The 16,091-nt window shown below is 69.1% G+C and carries 15 protein-coding genes; 8 read left to right on the top strand and 7 right to left on the bottom strand.

Annotation, left to right across the window (positions count from 1 at the left end):
- The first annotated feature begins 1 nt into the window (after nt 1).
- Nucleotides 2-742, top strand: coding sequence for a DUF3159 domain-containing protein (locus tag ACE1OC_RS10795; RefSeq protein WP_407836853.1), 741 nt, complete (start codon nt 2-4; stop codon nt 740-742).
- 258 nt (nt 743-1,000) lie between these two features.
- Here the strand turns inward: ACE1OC_RS10795 and ACE1OC_RS10790 are convergent, their stop codons facing one another.
- Together ACE1OC_RS10790 and ACE1OC_RS10785 are read right to left on the bottom strand one after the other, a co-directional pair.
- Nucleotides 1,001-1,663: a potassium channel family protein gene (locus ACE1OC_RS10790; RefSeq protein WP_214953432.1), complete on the bottom strand. Its 663-nt coding sequence runs from the start codon at nt 1,661-1,663 to the stop codon at nt 1,001-1,003.
- Complete coding sequence (locus tag ACE1OC_RS10785) at nt 1,660-2,328, bottom strand: potassium channel family protein (protein ID WP_407836852.1); 669 nt, start codon at nt 2,326-2,328, stop codon at nt 1,660-1,662. The genes ACE1OC_RS10790 and ACE1OC_RS10785 overlap by 4 nt, the downstream gene beginning before the upstream one ends.
- A gap of 219 nt (nt 2,329-2,547) precedes the next feature.
- Here ACE1OC_RS10785 and ACE1OC_RS10780 point away from each other — a divergent pair, with 219 nt between their 5' ends.
- Entirely contained in the window at nt 2,548-4,599 is a 2,052-nt protein-coding gene (locus tag ACE1OC_RS10780; protein WP_407836851.1) for an APC family permease, read from the top strand.
- Nucleotides 4,600-4,724: 125 nt separating this feature from the next.
- Nucleotides 4,725-6,059, top strand: coding sequence for a class I SAM-dependent RNA methyltransferase (locus ACE1OC_RS10775; RefSeq protein WP_407836850.1), 1,335 nt, complete (start codon nt 4,725-4,727; stop codon nt 6,057-6,059).
- A gap of 126 nt (nt 6,060-6,185) precedes the next feature.
- Here ACE1OC_RS10775 and ACE1OC_RS10770 read toward each other — a convergent pair whose 3' ends face one another.
- Entirely contained in the window at nt 6,186-7,106 is a 921-nt protein-coding gene (locus ACE1OC_RS10770; protein ID WP_407836849.1) for a ScbA/BarX family gamma-butyrolactone biosynthesis protein, read from the bottom strand.
- 97 nt (nt 7,107-7,203) lie between these two features.
- Here ACE1OC_RS10770 and ACE1OC_RS10765 point away from each other — a divergent pair, with 97 nt between their 5' ends.
- The 4 genes from ACE1OC_RS10765 (at nt 7,204) to ACE1OC_RS10750 (ending at nt 10,847) form a co-directional block, all read left to right on the top strand.
- On the top strand, nt 7,204-7,875 hold the full coding sequence (locus ACE1OC_RS10765) for a ScbR family autoregulator-binding transcription factor (RefSeq protein ID WP_407836848.1): 672 nt from the start codon (nt 7,204-7,206) through the stop codon (nt 7,873-7,875).
- Nucleotides 7,875-8,840, top strand: a complete 966-nt coding sequence (locus ACE1OC_RS10760; protein ID WP_407836847.1) for an NAD-dependent epimerase/dehydratase family protein — start codon at nt 7,875-7,877, stop codon at nt 8,838-8,840. The genes ACE1OC_RS10765 and ACE1OC_RS10760 overlap by 1 nt, the downstream gene beginning before the upstream one ends.
- A gap of 122 nt (nt 8,841-8,962) precedes the next feature.
- Nucleotides 8,963-9,592 carry a TetR family transcriptional regulator gene (locus ACE1OC_RS10755; protein ID WP_407836846.1) on the top strand — a complete coding sequence of 210 codons (630 nt, stop codon included), beginning with the start codon at nt 8,963-8,965 and terminating at the stop codon, nt 9,590-9,592.
- 121 nt (nt 9,593-9,713) lie between these two features.
- Nucleotides 9,714-10,847 (top strand): transposase, encoded by a 1,134-nt coding sequence (locus ACE1OC_RS10750; RefSeq protein ID WP_407836845.1) that lies wholly within the window; start codon nt 9,714-9,716, stop codon nt 10,845-10,847.
- Nucleotides 10,848-10,869: 22 nt separating this feature from the next.
- Here ACE1OC_RS10750 and ACE1OC_RS10745 read toward each other — a convergent pair whose 3' ends face one another.
- The 4 genes from ACE1OC_RS10745 to ACE1OC_RS10730 all read right to left on the bottom strand — a co-directional run bounded on the left by ACE1OC_RS10745 (nt 10,870) and on the right by ACE1OC_RS10730 (nt 14,629).
- Complete coding sequence (locus ACE1OC_RS10745) at nt 10,870-11,193, bottom strand: hypothetical protein (protein WP_407836844.1); 324 nt, start codon at nt 11,191-11,193, stop codon at nt 10,870-10,872.
- 108 nt (nt 11,194-11,301) lie between these two features.
- Nucleotides 11,302-12,966 (bottom strand): energy-dependent translational throttle protein EttA, encoded by a 1,665-nt coding sequence (gene ettA / locus ACE1OC_RS10740; protein ID WP_407836843.1) that lies wholly within the window; start codon nt 12,964-12,966, stop codon nt 11,302-11,304.
- A gap of 110 nt (nt 12,967-13,076) precedes the next feature.
- Nucleotides 13,077-13,778: a formyltransferase family protein gene (locus tag ACE1OC_RS10735; protein ID WP_407836842.1), complete on the bottom strand. Its 702-nt coding sequence runs from the start codon at nt 13,776-13,778 to the stop codon at nt 13,077-13,079.
- A gap of 44 nt (nt 13,779-13,822) precedes the next feature.
- The gene (locus ACE1OC_RS10730) at nt 13,823-14,629 is read right to left on the bottom strand and encodes an alpha/beta fold hydrolase (protein ID WP_407836841.1); all 807 of its coding nucleotides are present in this window, start codon (nt 14,627-14,629) and stop codon (nt 13,823-13,825) included.
- Nucleotides 14,630-15,035: 406 nt separating this feature from the next.
- Here ACE1OC_RS10730 and ACE1OC_RS10725 point away from each other — a divergent pair, with 406 nt between their 5' ends.
- Nucleotides 15,036-16,073, top strand: a complete 1,038-nt coding sequence (locus tag ACE1OC_RS10725; protein WP_407836840.1) for a branched-chain amino acid aminotransferase — start codon at nt 15,036-15,038, stop codon at nt 16,071-16,073.
- Nucleotides 16,074-16,091 lie beyond the last annotated feature (18 nt).

The raw sequence follows: 16,091 nt of genomic DNA, 5'->3' as shown, positions 1-16,091 counted from the left end.
GGTGACGTCACTCGACAAACCGACCACGCCCGGGACGGATCCCGCCGCGGAACCGACCGCGGACCAGAAGGCCGTCACGCAGGCCGCCCTCTTCGACGCCTTCGGCGGCATCCGGGGCACCGTGGAGACGATGCTCCCCGGCCTGCTCTTCGTCATGATCTACACGATCAACAAGGACGTGAAGCTGTCCGCCATCGCGGCGGGCGCGGTCGCGGTCCTGCTGGTGATCGTGCGGCTGGCGCGCAAGGACACCGTCAAGCACGCCTTCAGCGGGGTCTTCGGCGTGGGCGTGGGCGTGGCCTTCGCCCTGTTCACGGGCAGCGCGAAGGGCTTCTACCTGCCCGGCATGATCTACGGCGCCGGTCTCGGCGTGGCCTTCACGCTCTCCGCGCTGGTCGGCTTCCCGCTGCTGGGCGTGATCCTGGGACCGGTCTTCAAGGAGAACCTCTCCTGGCGCACGCGCAACCCCGGCCGCAAGAAGGCGTACGTCAAGGCCAGCCTGGCCTGGGGCCTGATCTTCCTCGCGAAGTACGCGATCCTCTTCCCGCTGTACTGGTGGGGCGACGCGACGCAGCTCGGCTGGGTGCTGATCGCGCTGAAGCTGCCGCCGATGGTGCTCGCCGTGTACTTCACCTGGCTCTTCCTGGCGCAGGCACCGCCGCCGATCAACGTGATCGCGGAGTGGGAGGCCGAGGAGGCGGCGGAGAAGGCCGCGAAGGCCGCGGGGGGCCGGGGAGCCTGAACCGTACGCCGCTGCTGCGCGGGCCGATCCAGCCCTGTCGGCGCCTGAGGCGCGGAGCACCGGGAGTCCGGGCGCGGCCCGTGCGGGTCCGGGCGGAGCCCGGGGAACGGCGGAAGGGCGGGTAGGGGATGGCCCCGCAGGGCGCCGCCGCGCCGACCGGCCCGGCCGCGCACGCAGGCCCGTACCCCCGGCGATGCACGAAGGGGCGGCTGACCGTGATGGTCAGCCGCCCCTTCGGACGTTCAGCGGGACCGCAGGTCAGTCCGCGGCCTGGAGGAGGTCCTCCAGCTGCTCCTCGCGGGCCTGGGCGGCCACGAAGAGGAGCTCGTCGCCCGGCTCCAGGGTCTCCTCGCCGTGCGGCGTGAGCACCCGGTTGCCGCGGATGATCGTGACCAGCGAGGTGTCCTCGGGCCAGGTGATCTCGCTGATCTGCTTGCCCGCGACCTGGGAGTCGGCGGGCAGGGTCAGCTCGACGAGGTTGGCGTCGCCGTGGCTGAAGCGCAGCAGCCGGACCAGGTCGCCGACGCTGACGGCCTCCTCGACCAGCGCCGACATCAGGCGCGGCGTGGACACGGCCACGTCGACGCCCCAGGACTCGTTGAAGAGCCACTCGTTCTTCGGGTTGTTCACCCGCGCCACGACCCGGGGGACCCCGTACTCGGTCTTGGCGAGGAGGGAGACGACCAGGTTCACCTTGTCGTCGCCGGTCGCGGCGATGACCACGTTGCAGCGCTGGAGCGCCGCCTCGTCGAGCGAGGTGATCTCACAGGCGTCGGCCAGCAGCCACTCGGCCTGCGGGACCCGCTCCACCGAGATGGCGGTCGGGGCCTTGTCGACGAGGAGCACCTCGTGACCGTTCTCCAGGAGCTCGCCCGCGATGGAACGCCCCACCGCGCCGGCTCCGGCGATCGCGACCCTCATGCGTGTGCCTCCTCAGGCCCCTCGGCGAAGGCGGCCTCCACCTTGTCGATCTCGTCCGTGCGCATCATCACGTGGACGAGGTCGCCCTCCTGGAGGACGGTCGCCGACGTCGGCAGCATGGCCTCGCCCAGCCGGGTGAGGAAGGCGACGCGGACGCCGGTCTCCTCCTGCAGCCGACTGACCTTCTGGCCGATCCAGGCGGTGGAGGTGTGCACCTCCGCGAGCTGGACACCGCCGCTCGGGTCGCGCCACAGCGGCTCGGCGCCCGAAGGCAGCAGCCGGCGGAGCATCTGGTCGGCCGTCCAGCGGACGGTGGCGACGGTGGGGATGCCCAGGCGCTGGTAGACCTCGGCGCGCTTCGGGTCGTAGATGCGGGCGGCGACGTTCTCGACGCCGAACATCTCGCGAGCCACCCGGGCGGCGATGATGTTGGAATTGTCACCACTGCTGACCGCGGCGAAGGCGCCCGCGTCCTCGATGCCGGCCTCGCGCAGCGTGTCCTGGTCGAAGCCGACTCCGGTGACGCGACGGCCGCCGAATCCGGCTCCCAGCCGACGGAATGAGGTGGGGTCCTGGTCGATGACCGCGACCGTATGCCCCTGCTGTTCCAGGGTCTGCGCGAGGGCGGAGCCCACTCTTCCGCAGCCCATAATGACGATGTGCACGGCCGTCCTTCCGGCTGTCAGCGGCTCGCTGGGTTCCAGCCTCATTGCTGCTCTGGCTTAACAGGGTCTCAGACCATGGCCCAAGCTACACACGGGCGGTCACCAGTGTGACCATTTGGGCGGTCGACTGCGTTCCTTTGCCCTGGATGCGGTGGGACTTCACGCCGTATACGGGTGGGGGGTTCGTCAGGCCGATTTCGAACGCTTACGATCCTCTGCGTGTCCAAACTGACCGACGTGCCCAAACGGATCCTGATCGGCCGGGCGCTACGCAGCGACCGCCTCGGGGAAACACTCCTTCCCAAGCGGATCGCCCTCCCTGTCTTCGCGTCCGACCCGCTCTCCTCGGTGGCATATGCCCCCGGCGAGGTCCTGCTGGTCCTGTCGATCGCAGGCGTGTCGGCGTATCACTTCAGCCCATGGATCGCCGTCGCGGTCGTGGTGCTGATGTTCACCGTGGTCGCCTCCTACAGGCAGAACGTCCACGCCTACCCGAGCGGCGGCGGTGACTACGAGGTCGCCAACACCAATCTCGGACCCCGGGCCGGTCTCACCGTCGCGAGCGCCCTGCTCGTCGACTACGTCCTCACGGTCGCCGTATCGATCTCCTCCGGGGTCGAGAATCTCGGCTCCGCCGTCGATTTCGTCATCGAGCACAAAGTGCTCTCCGCGATGATCATGATTCTGCTGCTCACGCTGATGAATCTGCGCGGTGTGAAGGAATCCGGGAATCTCTTCGCGATCCCGACCTACGTGTTCGTCGGCGCCGTCTTCGTGATGATCGCCTGGGGCGCCTGGCGCGGTCTGGTCATGGGCGACACCATGGAGGCCCCGACGGCCGGTCTGGAGATCAAGGCCGAACACCAGGGGATCGCCGGCTTCGCGCTGGTCTTCCTGCTGCTGCGCGCTTTCTCCTCCGGCTGTGCGGCCCTCACGGGCGTCGAGGCCATCAGCAACGGCGTACCCGCCTTCCGCAAGCCCAAGAGCAAGAACGCGGCCACCACCCTCGCCCTCATGGGCGCCCTGGCCGTCACCATGTTCTGCGGGATCATCGGCCTGGCCATGGCCACCGACGTCAAGATGGCGGAGAAGCCCGCCACCGACCTGCTGGAGAACGGCGTCCCGGTCGGCAGCGAGTACGTCCAGCACCCGGTCATCTCCCAGGTCGCCGAGGCCGTCTTCGGCAACGGCAGCTTCCTCTTCATCGTGCTCGCCGCGGCCACCGCGCTGGTCCTCTTCCTCGCCGCGAACACCGCGTACAACGGCTTCCCGCTGCTCGGCTCGATCCTCGCCCAGGACCGCTACCTGCCGCGCCAGCTGCACACCCGCGGCGACCGCCTCGCCTTCTCGAACGGCATCGTGCTGCTCGCGGGCGCCGCGATGCTGCTCGTGTGGATCTACGACGCCGACTCGACGAAGCTGATCCAGCTCTACATCGTCGGCGTGTTCGTCTCCTTCACGCTGAGCCAGATCGGCATGGTCCGGCACTGGAACCGCCACCTGCGCGCCGAGCGCGATCCGGCGGCGCGCCGCCGGATGCACCGGTCCCGGGCGATCAACACCTTCGGCGCCTTCTTCACCGGCATGGTGCTCGTGGTCGTCCTGGCCACCAAGTTCACCCACGGCGCCTGGGTCGCCCTGCTCGGCATGGTCATCTTCTACGGAACGATGTCCGCGATCCGCAAGCACTACGACCGGGTCTCCGAGGAGATCGCCGCCGCCGAGGGTCCGAGCGACGACAGCGTGCGCCCCTCCCGGGTCCACTCCATCGTCCTGGTCTCCAAGGTCCACAAGCCCACCCTGCGCGCCCTGGCCTTCGCCAAGCTGACCCGCTCGGACCGGCTGGAGGCGCTCAGCATCAGCGTCGACCCGGTCGAGACCAAGGCCCTGCGCGAGGAGTGGGAGCGGCGCGGCATCAACGTCCCGCTCAAGATCCTCGACTCCCCGTACCGCGAGATCACCCGCCCGGTCGTCGAGTACGTGAAGGGCCTGCGCAGCGAGAACCCGCGCGACGCCGTCAGCGTGTACATCCCCGAGTACGTCGTCGGCCGCTGGTACGAACACCTCCTCCACAACCAGAGCGCGCTGCGCCTCAAGGGCCGCCTGCTCTTCACGCCCGGCGTGATGGTCACCTCGGTGCCCTACCAGCTGGAGTCCTCGGAGCTGGCCAAGCGGCGGGCGAAGAAGCGCGCGGAGTGGAACGCCCCGGGCGCGGTGCGCCGCGGGCCGGTGGACGCCCCGCGGCCGAAGGACCCGGCGGCCAAGGGCTGACCGAGCCCCGCGCTCCAGGGTGGCGAACGGCCGGACGAGATCCACGTAAACTGGTGGGTCGGTCGTCCGGCCGTTCCTTTTCGATTCCGATCTTCTGATCCACATCTCCTTGGAGTCTCCCCACCATGACGAGCGAGCAGAACGAGAAGCAGTCACTGGTCGGGGAGGAGTACGAGGTCGAGGTCGGCCCCGTCGCGCACGGCGGGCACTGCATCGCCCGGACCGCCGAGGGCCGCGTCCTGTTCGTCCGGCACACCCTGCCGGGCGAGAAGGTCATCGCCAAGGTCACCGAGGGCGACGTCGACTCCCGCTTCCTGCGCGCCGACGCCATCACCGTCCTCGACCCCTCCAAGGACCGCGTCGAGGCCCCCTGCCCGTACGCCGGCCCCGACAAGTGCGGCGGCTGCGACTGGCAGCACGCCAAGCCGGGCGCCCAGCGCCGGCTCAAGGGCGAGGTCATCGCCGAGCAGCTGCTGCGCCTCGCCGGGCTCACCCCGGAGCAGGCAGGCTGGGACGGTACGGTCATGCCGGCCGAGGGCGACAAGGTGCCCGCCGGGCAGGTCCCGCAGTGGCGCACCCGCGTCCAGTACGCGATCGACGCGGACGGCGTCGCGGGCCTGCGCAAGCACCGCTCGCACGAGATCCAGCCGGTCGACCACTGCATGATCGCGGCGCCGGGCGTCACCGAGCTCGGCATCGAGCAGCAGGACTGGCCCCAGATGGCCACGGTCGAGGCCATCGCCGCCACGGGCTCGGGCGACCGCCAGGTGGTCCTGACCCCGCGCCCCGGTGGCCGTCTCCCGCTCGTCGAGCTCGACAAGCCGGTCTCCGTCCTCCGTGTCGAGGAGAAGGACGGCGGAGTCCACCGCGTCCACGGCCGCCCCTTCGTGCGCGAGCGCGCGGACGGCCGTACGTACCGCGTCGGCATGGGCGGCTTCTGGCAGGTCCACCCCCAGGCCGCCGACACCCTGATCAAGGCGGTCATGCAGGGCCTGATGCCGCGCAAGGGCGAGATGGCCCTCGACCTCTACTGCGGCGTCGGCATCTTCGCGGGCGCCCTCGCGGAACGCCTCGGCGAAACCGGCGCGGTGCTGGGCATCGAGTCCACGAAGCGCGCGGTCGAGGACGCCCGCCACAACCTCGCCGACTTCCCCCGCGTCCGCATCGAGCAGGGCAAGGTCGAGGCGATCCTGCCGAAGACCGGCATCACGGAATGCGACCTGGTCGTCCTGGACCCGCCCCGCGCGGGCGCGGGCAAGCAGACGGTCCGCCAGGTGGCCGGCCTCACCCCGCGCCGCATCGCCTACGTGGCCTGCGACCCGGCGGCCCTGGCCCGAGACCTGGGCTACTTCCAGGAGGTGGGCTACAAGCCCCGCACCCTCCGCGCCTTCGACCTCTTCCCGATGACCCACCACGTGGAGTGCGTGGCGATCCTGGAGCGGGTGGCGAAGGACGCCTGACCTGGGGGTTCCTCGGTGGCCGAGTGCGGTGTGCGCGTTACGCGCGATGTCTCGACGCCGATCTGACGGCTGCCGGGGGCCCCGCCGGGCCCGGGTGTCCGCTCAGGTCCGGCCTCGGCCGGCGGGTCAGTGCCGGGGGGCGTCCGCGACGGTCACGTCGGCGGTGAAGATGAGGGCGCCGTTCTGCTCCGCGCGGATGCGCAGGACGTTGGCGGCGAGCGGCTCGGCGTGGAAACGGCAGGGCGCATCGAGCTCGGCGTAGCGGGCGAAGTCCAAGTCCATGGCGACGGGCACGACGGGGCGTGGGGAGTTCACCGCCTGCGCGGCCTGCCGTACGGCTTCGATCAGCAGCATGCCGGGGGCGTGGTCCACGGCGTGGTCGAACAGGATGGGGTGGCCGGTGTCGGCGCGCAGTTCCCAGCAACCGGTGCTGTCGGTGGGGGAGAGCACCACGTCCCGGCCGCTCTCGCGGCCGACCCGGTGCGGGGCCATCGGGCGTGCCGGGAGGAGGGCGCGGGCGTTGGCCGCGACCATGTCGGCGTACGGGCCGCGCAGGCGCCGGTAGACGGCGGGGTCCTGGATGGTGAAGCGGGTCCGTGCGGTGCCCAGCAAGGTGCCGTCGCGCAGGGCTTCCACCTCCATGGCGATCGAGGCGGCGCGGTTCTTGCGGTACGTGACCTCGGGGCAGACGATCCGCAGTTCGATCTCGGCGTCCGATCCCTCGGCCCGCAGTGCCGTGGGGGTGAGTTCCCAGGCGAAGGACTGCCAGAGCAACTGGTGGCCGAGGGGCACCTCGTAGGCGGCGTGGGACAGGAACGGCAGCGTCTGGCGAATCGTTTCGCTCAACAGAAGAGGGTCGTGCAGCCCGTGCCGGTCGCGGTAGAAGCCGTGGGAGGCGGGCCAGCGCGCGGTTATCGTGTAGGCATCGACGCCCGTCTGCCACCAGGTGGCGAGGAGCACTTCTCCGGGGTTCGATTTGTGCGTGTACGCCTGGGGCACTGCGAGGGGCAGCGGACGGTCGAGTGTGGCAGTCAGGTGCGACAGCATATGAGATCTTCCCTGGTCAGGCCGCAAACTTGAGGCGGCATGGCTAACATAAAGGGCGTTCTGTTTATTTGTCGACCGAGTTGAGGATCACACTTCCATGGCGCGTCCGCAGCAGGATCGGGCAGTAAGTACACGTGAGACGATCTTGCGTGCTGCCGCACAGGTGTTCGATGAGTGTGGATACTCCGGCGCGGGGATCAACAGCATCCTCGAGCGCGCGGGCACCACCGCGGGAGCGCTCTACTTCCACTTCAAGTCCAAGGAGGGCCTGGCCCGCGCGGTGGTCCTGGAGCAGGCGGCCGACCTCGCCTTCCCCGACGGCGAGGCCGGACTCCAGCAGCTGCTGGACATGACCATGTACCTGGCCACCGAGCTGCAGAACAACGTGCTGCTGCGCGCCGGGGTCAAGCTCGCGGTCGAGCAGGGCGAGTCGGGGCTGCGGGAGTTCGCCGTCTACGAGTACTGGGTCGACCAGTTCGCCGCGGAACTCCGCACTGCGCGCGAGATGGGCCAGCTGCTTCCGGAAGTCGAGGAGGGGCAGTTCGCCCGGGTCCTCGTGGCCTCGTTCACCGGTACCCAGGTCATGTCCAAGATCTCCACGGGGCACGCGGACCTGCCGGAGCAGATCGCTCTGATGTGGCGCTACCTGCTGCGGGCCGTCGCCACGCCTGAGGCGCTCGGCGAGCTGGTCATCGTCCGGGAGGGCGTCGGCGCGACGGGTGACGGGGGCGGCGGGGCCGTACGTGGCGGGGCGGTGGAGCCGGAGTGATGCCGTACCGCATCCTGCTGACCGGGGCGACCGGCTTCGTCGGTACGGCGGTGCGCCGCGCGCTGCACGGCTCCGTGGCCGCGGACGGGCGCGCCGTGGTCGTGCGGGCTCCGACTCGCGCCCCGTCGCCCGGGGGCCCGGAGCCGTCGGGCACGGAGTGGGTCTCCGCGGATCTCACGGACCCGGCTTCCCTGGACGGGCTGGCCGAGGACGTGGACGCCGTGGTCCACCTCGCGTCGCGCATCGACGGAAGCGAGGCCCAATGCGAAGCCGTCAACGTCCACGGCACACGGGCCCTGGTGCGGGAGGCGCGGCGGGCGGGCGTCGGGCGCATCGTCCACCTGTCCACCTCGGCCGTCTACGGTCCCGGGCCGCACGACGGAATCCGCGAGAACGAGATCGTCCCCGCGCCCGTGTCACAGGCCAGTCGGACCCGGCTCGCCGGAGAGGCGTACGCCCTCGCGGCCGACGGCGTGGTCCTGCGCCCCGGGCTGATCCAGGGGGCCGGCGACCGGTGGGTGGTGCCGGCGCTGGCCGAACTCCGGCAACGGGTACCGGCCCGGTGGGGTGACGGGCCCGCTCGGTTGTCCGTCGTGGACGTCTCCGACCTGGCCCGGCTGATCGCCGCGCTGGCGCGCGCGCCCCGAGCCGTCGCCTCCGGCGTCTACCACGCGAGCCACCCGGTACCGGTGCACAGTGCGGAACTGCTGGCGGAGCTGACGGCGTTGGGCGTACTGCCGCCCGTGTCCCAGGAGTGGACGTGGGAGCAGTGTCTGCGTCGACTGCGCGAGACGCCGGGAAGGATGAGCGAGCGTCAGTTCGCCCTGCTCGCCACCGACCACTGGTGCCGCAGCGAAGAGATCTGGCGGCTCGCGGAGTGCCCTGCCGGGCCCGGTCCGCTGGCCCGGCTGGCCGACTCGGCCCCCTGGTACCGGGCTCATCTCGACGCCTTCGCGGACGCTTAGCACCGAGGGCGGCGGCGGCTCCGGACCGGAATCGGGTCCGTGGGACCCGAGATACTGCCAAAGTCTTCACGAAATCCCGGTTTTCCTTCCACCCGGACCGCCCCGTGGGTAACTTCCGGTTTGTGGCAAGGCAAGACAGGGCTGAGCTGACGCGGCGTGCCCTCATTGCCGCAGCCTCGGCGGAATTCGACAAGCACGGCTATGCGGGCACCTCGCTGTCCCGTGTCAGCCGTGCGGCCGGGGTCTCCATGGGCGCGCTGACATTTCACTTCGCGGCCAAGGACGAACTCGCGGCCGTGGTGCAGGCCTGGGGCAGGGCCAAGACGAACGCGGCGCTACGGGATCTGCACAAGGAACGCGTTCCTCCGCTGCAGGCGGCGATCGACCTGACGCACACGCTGGCGAAACTGCTGGAGGAGGAAGTCGGCGTCCGGGCGGCAGCCCGCCTCGCCCGGGACGGTGCGAGCACCTCCGAGGACTGGAACGCGGTGTGGATCCCCACCCTCCGGGAGATCCTCTCCCGGGCCGCGGCCGAGGGGGCGCTCGGGGCCGACCCGAAGGACTTCGAGGTCCTGGTCGCCCTGCTCGTCGCGGGAGTGGAGGCGGCGGCTCACGCGTACCCGTTGGTCGGTGAGACGCCCCTCGGTCACGGCCTGCGGCAGCAGCTCACCCTGGCATGGCAGGTGTTGGCCGGCATGTACGGGGTCGCCAGGCCGGACGGACCGGAGCTCCTGCCCGCCGGCACTGCCTGAGGCGAGCCCCGAGGGGGCTCGCCACCCGCTGGTCTCCTTCCCCGGGGCTCCCTCACCGCAGAACATAGAGAACGTTCTGTATTATTGGCGAGTCAGCTACGACCAGCTCACAGGGGGAACCATGTCCGCGCTCCACACCGAAGCCCGGCACATCCGAGCGGCCACCCCGTCGGAAGAAGCGATCGAGGCTCTCTGTGCGGAGCTGTTCTCCTCCTTCCGTAGAGCCGACCACCACGTGAAGGGTCAGCAGTACCTGCGCGGCCTGCTCACCGCTTCCGGACGCAAGTCCATCCAGAACATCGCGCGTTCCCTCGGTGACGAGAGCGCCGCCCAGAGGCTGCACCACTTCATCTGCAACGCGCCGTGGAGCTGGAAGCTCGTCAGGCGGTCCCTGGCACGGCATCTGACGGACCGTGCGCAGCCCGAGGCGTGGGTGGTGCGCCGCATGCTCATCCCCAAGACGGGTACCAGCTCCGTCGGGGTGCACCGGCGCTTCGTGCCCGAGAGCGGCCGGGTGGAGAGCGGTCAGCGGGCGCACGGCCTCTGGTACGCCGGGCGGGAGCTGAACACCCCGGTCGACTGGAGCCTGAGCCCGGGCACCGTCAGGTCCGCCCCGAGTTCCCGGGCCGGCCGGCACCCCATCACGGAACAGCTGGACGAAGACGCGCCCCTTCCGGCGCTGCCCGCGGCGCCCCTGGTGTGGGACAGCCCCGTGCGCGACGTGGCGGGTCTGCTGCGACTGCTGCCCGTGGACCGGATGCCGGCCATGGTGCGGCTCACGCCCGACGCGGCGTTCCGGCCGTTCACGCCTTCGGGGCGGTTCAGCGAGGCCGCCACGCTGCCGGCCGAACGCATCCTGGCCGCCCGTCAGGCTCCTTGGCTGTCCGACGCGGAACCCGCTCCCGGCATGCGGACGGCCACCGCGCGCGTGGCGCTGCCGCCGGCGGGCCGGGCGCCGGACGGGTCACCGGTTCGGCCTGGCGCAGGCGCTGAGGGGCAGGGGCTGACTCTCTTCGCGCAATGGCCGAAGCGACAGCCCGACGCGGTGGAGTTCTGGGTCACTACGACGCAGTGGGCGGTCCCCGCCGACCTGCACCGGCTCACCGTCCTCGCCCAGTCGGTCGACCACGACAGCGTACGTACCGGCGCCAAGGTCGGGCTGCGCGATTTCGAAGGACGGTCCTACGACGGCTGGCACCGCCACATGACGCTCGCCTCGGCGGCGTACGCGGCGCTGATGCTCGGGGACGTCTGAGAACCCCGGGAGCGGACGGGTCTCAGCCCTCCCGCGGCATCTCGTGCGGATAAGCCAGGATGCACTGCACGTAGAGGGATTCCGCGGCCGATCGGGCGTCCTCGTAGGGACCCGTCGCGTGAGCTGTGCCCTTCACGAGGGCGAGCCAGCCCTCTTCCTGCTGGTGGCGCACTCTTCCGAGGTGCCGCCCGCCGTAGGAGACGACTTGTATCACCTGAGAGGGCGGACAAAGGGGTGCGAGGGCAAGACCTTCGACATGGGCGAGGCCGGCCAGGGCGGTTTCTTCCAAGAACTTGAGCTTCGCCCGGTAGACGATCCGCTCGGCCGATTCGATGATCCTGGACAACCAGGGGTCCTTTCTGCGACAGACCCACCAGCGCGGCACCGGACGAACCGAGCCCCGCAGAGGTGATGCGGGGCTCGGATTCTTCGTCTCAGGTGGACATTTCAGCGCCTAGTCGCGGGTGAGCTTCTTGTAGGTGGCGCGGCGCGGCCGGGCGGTTTCCGCACCGAGGCGCTCGATCTTGTTCTTCTCGTAGGACTCGAAGTTGCCTTCGAACCAGTACCACTTGGAGTCGCCCTCGTGCGCCAGGATGTGCGTGGCGACCCGGTCCAGGAACCAGCGGTCGTGGGAGATGACCACGGCCGCACCCGGGAATTCGAGGAGCGCGTTCTCGAGCGAGGACAGGGTCTCGACGTCGAGGTCGTTGGTGGGCTCGTCGAGGAGCAGCAGGTTGCCGCCCTCCTTGAGCGTCAGCGCCAGGTTGAGGCGGTTGCGCTCACCACCGGACAGGACGCCGGCCGGCTTCTGCTGGTCCGGGCCCTTGAAGCCGAAGGCGCTGACGTACGCGCGGGACGGCATCTCGACCTGGCCGACGTTGATGTAGTCCAGCTCGTCCGACACGACGGCCCAGAGGGTCTTCTTGGGGTCGATGTTGGCGCGGGACTGGTCGACGTACGAGACCTTGACGGTCTCGCCGACCTTGACGGAACCGGAGTCCGGCGCCTCCAGACCCAGGAGCATCTTGAAGAGCGTGGTCTTGCCGGCGCCGTTGGGGCCGATGATGCCCACGATGCCGTTGCGCGGCAGCGTGAAGGACAGGTCGTCCACCAGGACCTTGTCACCGAACGCCTTGTTGAGGTTGTTGACCTCGACCACGATCGAGCCCAGACGCGGGCCCGGCGGGATCTGGATCTCCTCGAAGTCCAGCTTCCGCATCTTGTCCGCCTCGGCGGCCATCTCCTCGTAGCGGGCGAGGCGGGCCTTGGACTTGGTCTGACGCCCCTTGGCGTTCGACCGCACCCACTCCAGCTCTTCCTTGAGGCGCTTCTGGCGCTTCTCGTCCTTGCGGCCCTCGACCTTCAGGCGCGCCTGCTTCTTCTCCAGATACGTGGAGTAGTTGCCCTCGTAGGAGATCGCGCGGCCGCGGTCGAGTTCCAGGATCCACTCGGCGACGTTGTTCAGGAAGTACCGGTCGTGGGTCACCGCGACCACGCAGCCCGCGTACTTGGAGAGGTGCTGCTCCAGCCAGTTCACCGACTCGGCGTCGAGGTGGTTGGTGGGCTCGTCGAGGAGGAGCAGGTCCGGGGCCTCGATCAGCAGCTTGCAGAGCGCGACGCGGCGCTTCTCGCCACCGGAGAGGTTGGTGACGGGCCAGTCGCCGGGCGGGCAGCCCAGGGCGTCCATGGCCTGCTCCAGCTGGGCGTCGAGGTCCCAGGCGTTGGCGTGGTCCAGGATCTCCTGGAGCTTGCCCATCTCGTCCATGAGCGCGTCGGTGTAATCGGTCGCCATTTCCTCGGCGACCTCGTTGTACCGCCGGACCATCTTCATGGTTTCGGCGGCGCCGTCCTGGACGTTCTCCAGGACCGTCTTGGACTCGTCGAGCTTGGGCTCCTGCATGAGGATGCCGACGGTGTAGCCGGAGGTGAGGAAGGCGTCGCCGTTGGACGGCTGCTCCAGGCCGGCCATGATCTTGAGGACGGTGGACTTGCCGGCGCCGTTGGGGCCGACGACACCGATTTTCGCTCCCGGAAGAAAGGAAAGCGTCGCGTTGTCGAGAATTACCTTGTCGCCGTGCGCCTTACGGACGTTGCGCATTGCGTAAATCAACTCTGCCATGGTGCAAGCCTATTGGGTGAGTTCGGCCGGTTCTACGAGGGCGCCGACCAGCGATGGAATTCAGCCAGATCTCGTCGTCCGGTTTCGTGCTCCTGAGGGGGGAAGCGGGATCACCCCGTGCGCAGGGCCCAGCTGTCACTGACGACGGTGTCCGGCGTGCTGCCGGGCAGCGCGATGAGTTCGGGCTTGAACAGCGGGGCGGAGTCCATGGCGGGTTCCCAGGTGGCGAGTTCGTCGTCCTGCGGTACTTCGACCCGATGGCCCTGTGCGAGGTCGTTCACCACGCGCAGGAGCAAGTGCACGCCGAGCGGGGCCAGTTGTTCGCGCCACAGGCTCCGAGGCGTCGACCCGCGAGGAACGAGAATGTGTTCCTGGGCCGCGATCGGGCCGCCGTCGGTGCGTTCCGTGAGGTGATAGACGGTTCCGCCGGCTGCTTTGTCGCCGTCGCGGATGGTCCAGCGGATCGCGTCCCGGCCGCGGTGCAGGGGCAGCAGGCTGGGGTGGTATCCGATGGCGGCCACCTTGGCCCGGGCGCGCGTCTCGCGGCCGATGAACGCGTGGGAATGGGCGGCGAGAATGACGTCGACCGATTCGGGCACGTGACGGGCCCGCAGGGCCTTGGAATCCGTCCAGGGAACGTCCCGTGGAAAGGCCCACGAGCGGAGTCGGTCCCATGACAGGGCGCTGCTCTCGTCGGAGTGCCCGTCGCGGAGCGCCGGAGAGGCCACGCCGACCACCTCGTGGCCGGCGTCCACCAGAGCCTCCGCCACCTCCACCGCGAAGAATCCGCGTCCTGATATGTAAATGTTCACTCGTTCCCCTAAGCGCGCGGTGCCGAAGGTGGCAGAACTGAAAGTCATCGTCGTCGATGGTCGGAAAAGAACTTCACCATCTGGGAATTGACCGGCCCGGGTTGCTCCAGGTAGCCCAGATGTCCGCTGTCCGCCACCTCCACGTACTGGCTTCCGGGAATGGCGTCAGCCACCTCTCGCCCGAGGTGGGGCGGGCAGATGACGTCATCGCGGAAGGACATCACGAGGGTGGGGGTCCGTATGCCCGCGTATGCGGAACGACGGTCCGGGATCCTGTCCAAGGCCAGTTGGGCCCGTGCGTCCGGGTGGTACTGCGGTGACATCTCGAAGAGGTCCAGCCAGTCCTTGACCAGAACGTCGTCGTTCTGTGTGCGAGGCGAGAGGTTCTGGAGGACCCGGCTGACTGCATCTTGTTTCGATGGGAGGGCGTTCGCTTCGCACGCGGCGAGATCCGCCTCCGACATCGCCGCTCGCAGCGCATCGGTGCGACCGCGCGTGGCGATCAGGACGGCCTGCTCGACCCATTCCGAGTGGGTGGTGAGGAGTTCCTGGGTGATGAACGCCCCGAGCGATACACCGACCATACGGCAAGGTGCCAGACCCAGCTTTTCGATGAGCGCCACGGTATCCCCGACCATATCGTCGAGAGTGAATCGATCCGGTGTCGAAGAGGGGGATATTCCGCGGTTGTCGAAGGTGATGGTCCGATATCCGGCCGCGTGCAGTGCCGGAACCTGGTGGAGGTTCCATACGTGCCCGCGGGCACCCGTGCCCATCACCAACAGGACGGGATCCCCGGATCCGGATTCCGTGTAGCTGAGATCAATTCCGTTGGCGGATATTACAGCCATTCGATCCTCGTGTGCTCCGGTGGGGTGCTTGTCGAGTCCCGGCCCGGTGCCGGCGGCCGTGACGCGCCTCCCCCGACCCGCTGTTGCGGGAGCCGGACCTGCCGACGGGGATATAGAGAAGCCTGTTCGGCGGCTCCTGTCAATTTCATTCGTCGACCGCTTCCGGTGCCGATGGCTGGTCGATTTGCGCCTTATCCACCGTAGTTGACGCCCGAAACAATTCGAATGTCCGCATTGTCCGAAAGTTTAGTGACAGAGTATCCGGCCTTGCTGGCCTGATTGTGTGTGCCGGGTTAGATTCTGGACGATCTTGCCCGGTGGGTGCTTTCCCGATGATTCGGTACCCCACCCGTCGGCCTGTTCTCGGCCAATAGGTCAATCATCCGTCCAGTAAGGGGTTGGGGCATTGCCGTCTCCTGTCGGCTATCCGTTCGGTTCGGCGTTCACGGATCACATGGTCATGGCGAACTGGCGCGAGGGGAGCGGTTGGGGAGCCCCGAAGCTGTTGCCTCACGCGGCCATACCCATGAGTCCGGCGATGGTCGGCCTGCACTATGGTCAGGTCATCTTCGAAGGGCTCAAGGCATTCCGTCGAACCGACGGCCGACTGGCCGTGTTCCGTCCCGAGGATCACGCACGCCGTTTCCGTGCGTCGGCGCGCCGCATGATGATGCCGGAGATCCCCGATGAGGTTTTCCGCGACGCGCTCGACGAGCTGGTGCGTCAGGACCGGGATTTCGTTCCCGCTGAATCGTCGGCCAGTCTCTATCTGCGTCCGCTCATGTTCGCCAGCGAGCCGGACCTGGCCGTACGTCCGGCCCGCGAGTACCAGTTCCTCCTCATAGCCTTCGTCACCGACGGGCTGTTCGGCTCCGAGCCCCGGCCCCTGAAGGTGTGGGTGAACGAGGACCACCCCCGTGCCGCCGTCGGGGGAACCGGAAACGTCAAGTGCGCCGGCAATTACGCCGGGGCCCTTCGCGCCCAGTCCCTGGCCCAGGAAAACGGATGCGATCAGGTGGTGTGGCTGGACCCCGCCGAGCTGCGGTGGGTCGAGGAGCTCGGTGCCACGAACCTCTTCTTCGTCCGGAAGTCGGGGCAGTCCCACGAGCTCGTCACCCCGCCGCTGTCGGGAAGCCTGCTGCCCGGAGTGACCCGGGATTCCCTGACCGTCCTGGCCCGGGACATGGGATTGAACGTCCTGGAAGACCGGGTGTCGGTCGGCGAGTGGCAGGACGACTGCCTGAGCGGGCGGATCACCGAAGTCTTCGCCTCCGGCACCGCCGCAGGCGTCAGGGCCGTCGGGCAGGTCCGCTCGGCCGGCGCCTCCTGGCAGATCGGGGACGGGTCCGTCGGTCCGGTCACCGCCGCACTGTCCGAGGCGCTCCAGGGAATTCAGTACGGCCGCCGGCCGGATTCCCACCGGTGGCTGCACCTCGTCGACTGACCCCCTTCCGAACCCCTC

Origin of the sequence: Streptomyces stoeckheimensis (assembly GCF_045822005.1) — a bacterium.
Taxonomy (GTDB): domain Bacteria; phylum Actinomycetota; class Actinomycetes; order Streptomycetales; family Streptomycetaceae; genus Streptomyces; species Streptomyces stoeckheimensis.
This window is presented reverse-complemented; position numbering and strand designations above follow the sequence as displayed.

What these genes read in the sequence shown, in the direction of transcription:
- ACE1OC_RS10790 (WP_214953432.1), bottom strand. Translation starts at nt 1,663, where the DNA reads ATGAGGGTCGCGATCGCCGGAGCCGGCGCGGTGGGGCGTTCCATCGCG.
- ACE1OC_RS10770 (WP_407836849.1), bottom strand. Translation starts at nt 7,106, where the DNA reads ATGCTGTCGCACCTGACTGCCACACTCGACCGTCCGCTGCCCCTCGCA.
- ACE1OC_RS10765 (WP_407836848.1), top strand. Translation starts at nt 7,204, where the DNA reads ATGGCGCGTCCGCAGCAGGATCGGGCAGTAAGTACACGTGAGACGATC.
- ACE1OC_RS10760 (WP_407836847.1), top strand. Translation starts at nt 7,875, where the DNA reads ATGCCGTACCGCATCCTGCTGACCGGGGCGACCGGCTTCGTCGGTACG.
- ettA (WP_407836843.1), bottom strand. Translation starts at nt 12,966, where the DNA reads ATGGCAGAGTTGATTTACGCAATGCGCAACGTCCGTAAGGCGCACGGC.
- ACE1OC_RS10775 (WP_407836850.1), top strand. Translation starts at nt 4,725, where the DNA reads ATGACGAGCGAGCAGAACGAGAAGCAGTCACTGGTCGGGGAGGAGTAC.
- ACE1OC_RS10750 (WP_407836845.1), top strand. Translation starts at nt 9,714, where the DNA reads ATGTCCGCGCTCCACACCGAAGCCCGGCACATCCGAGCGGCCACCCCG.
- ACE1OC_RS10730 (WP_407836841.1), bottom strand. Translation starts at nt 14,629, where the DNA reads ATGGCTGTAATATCCGCCAACGGAATTGATCTCAGCTACACGGAATCC.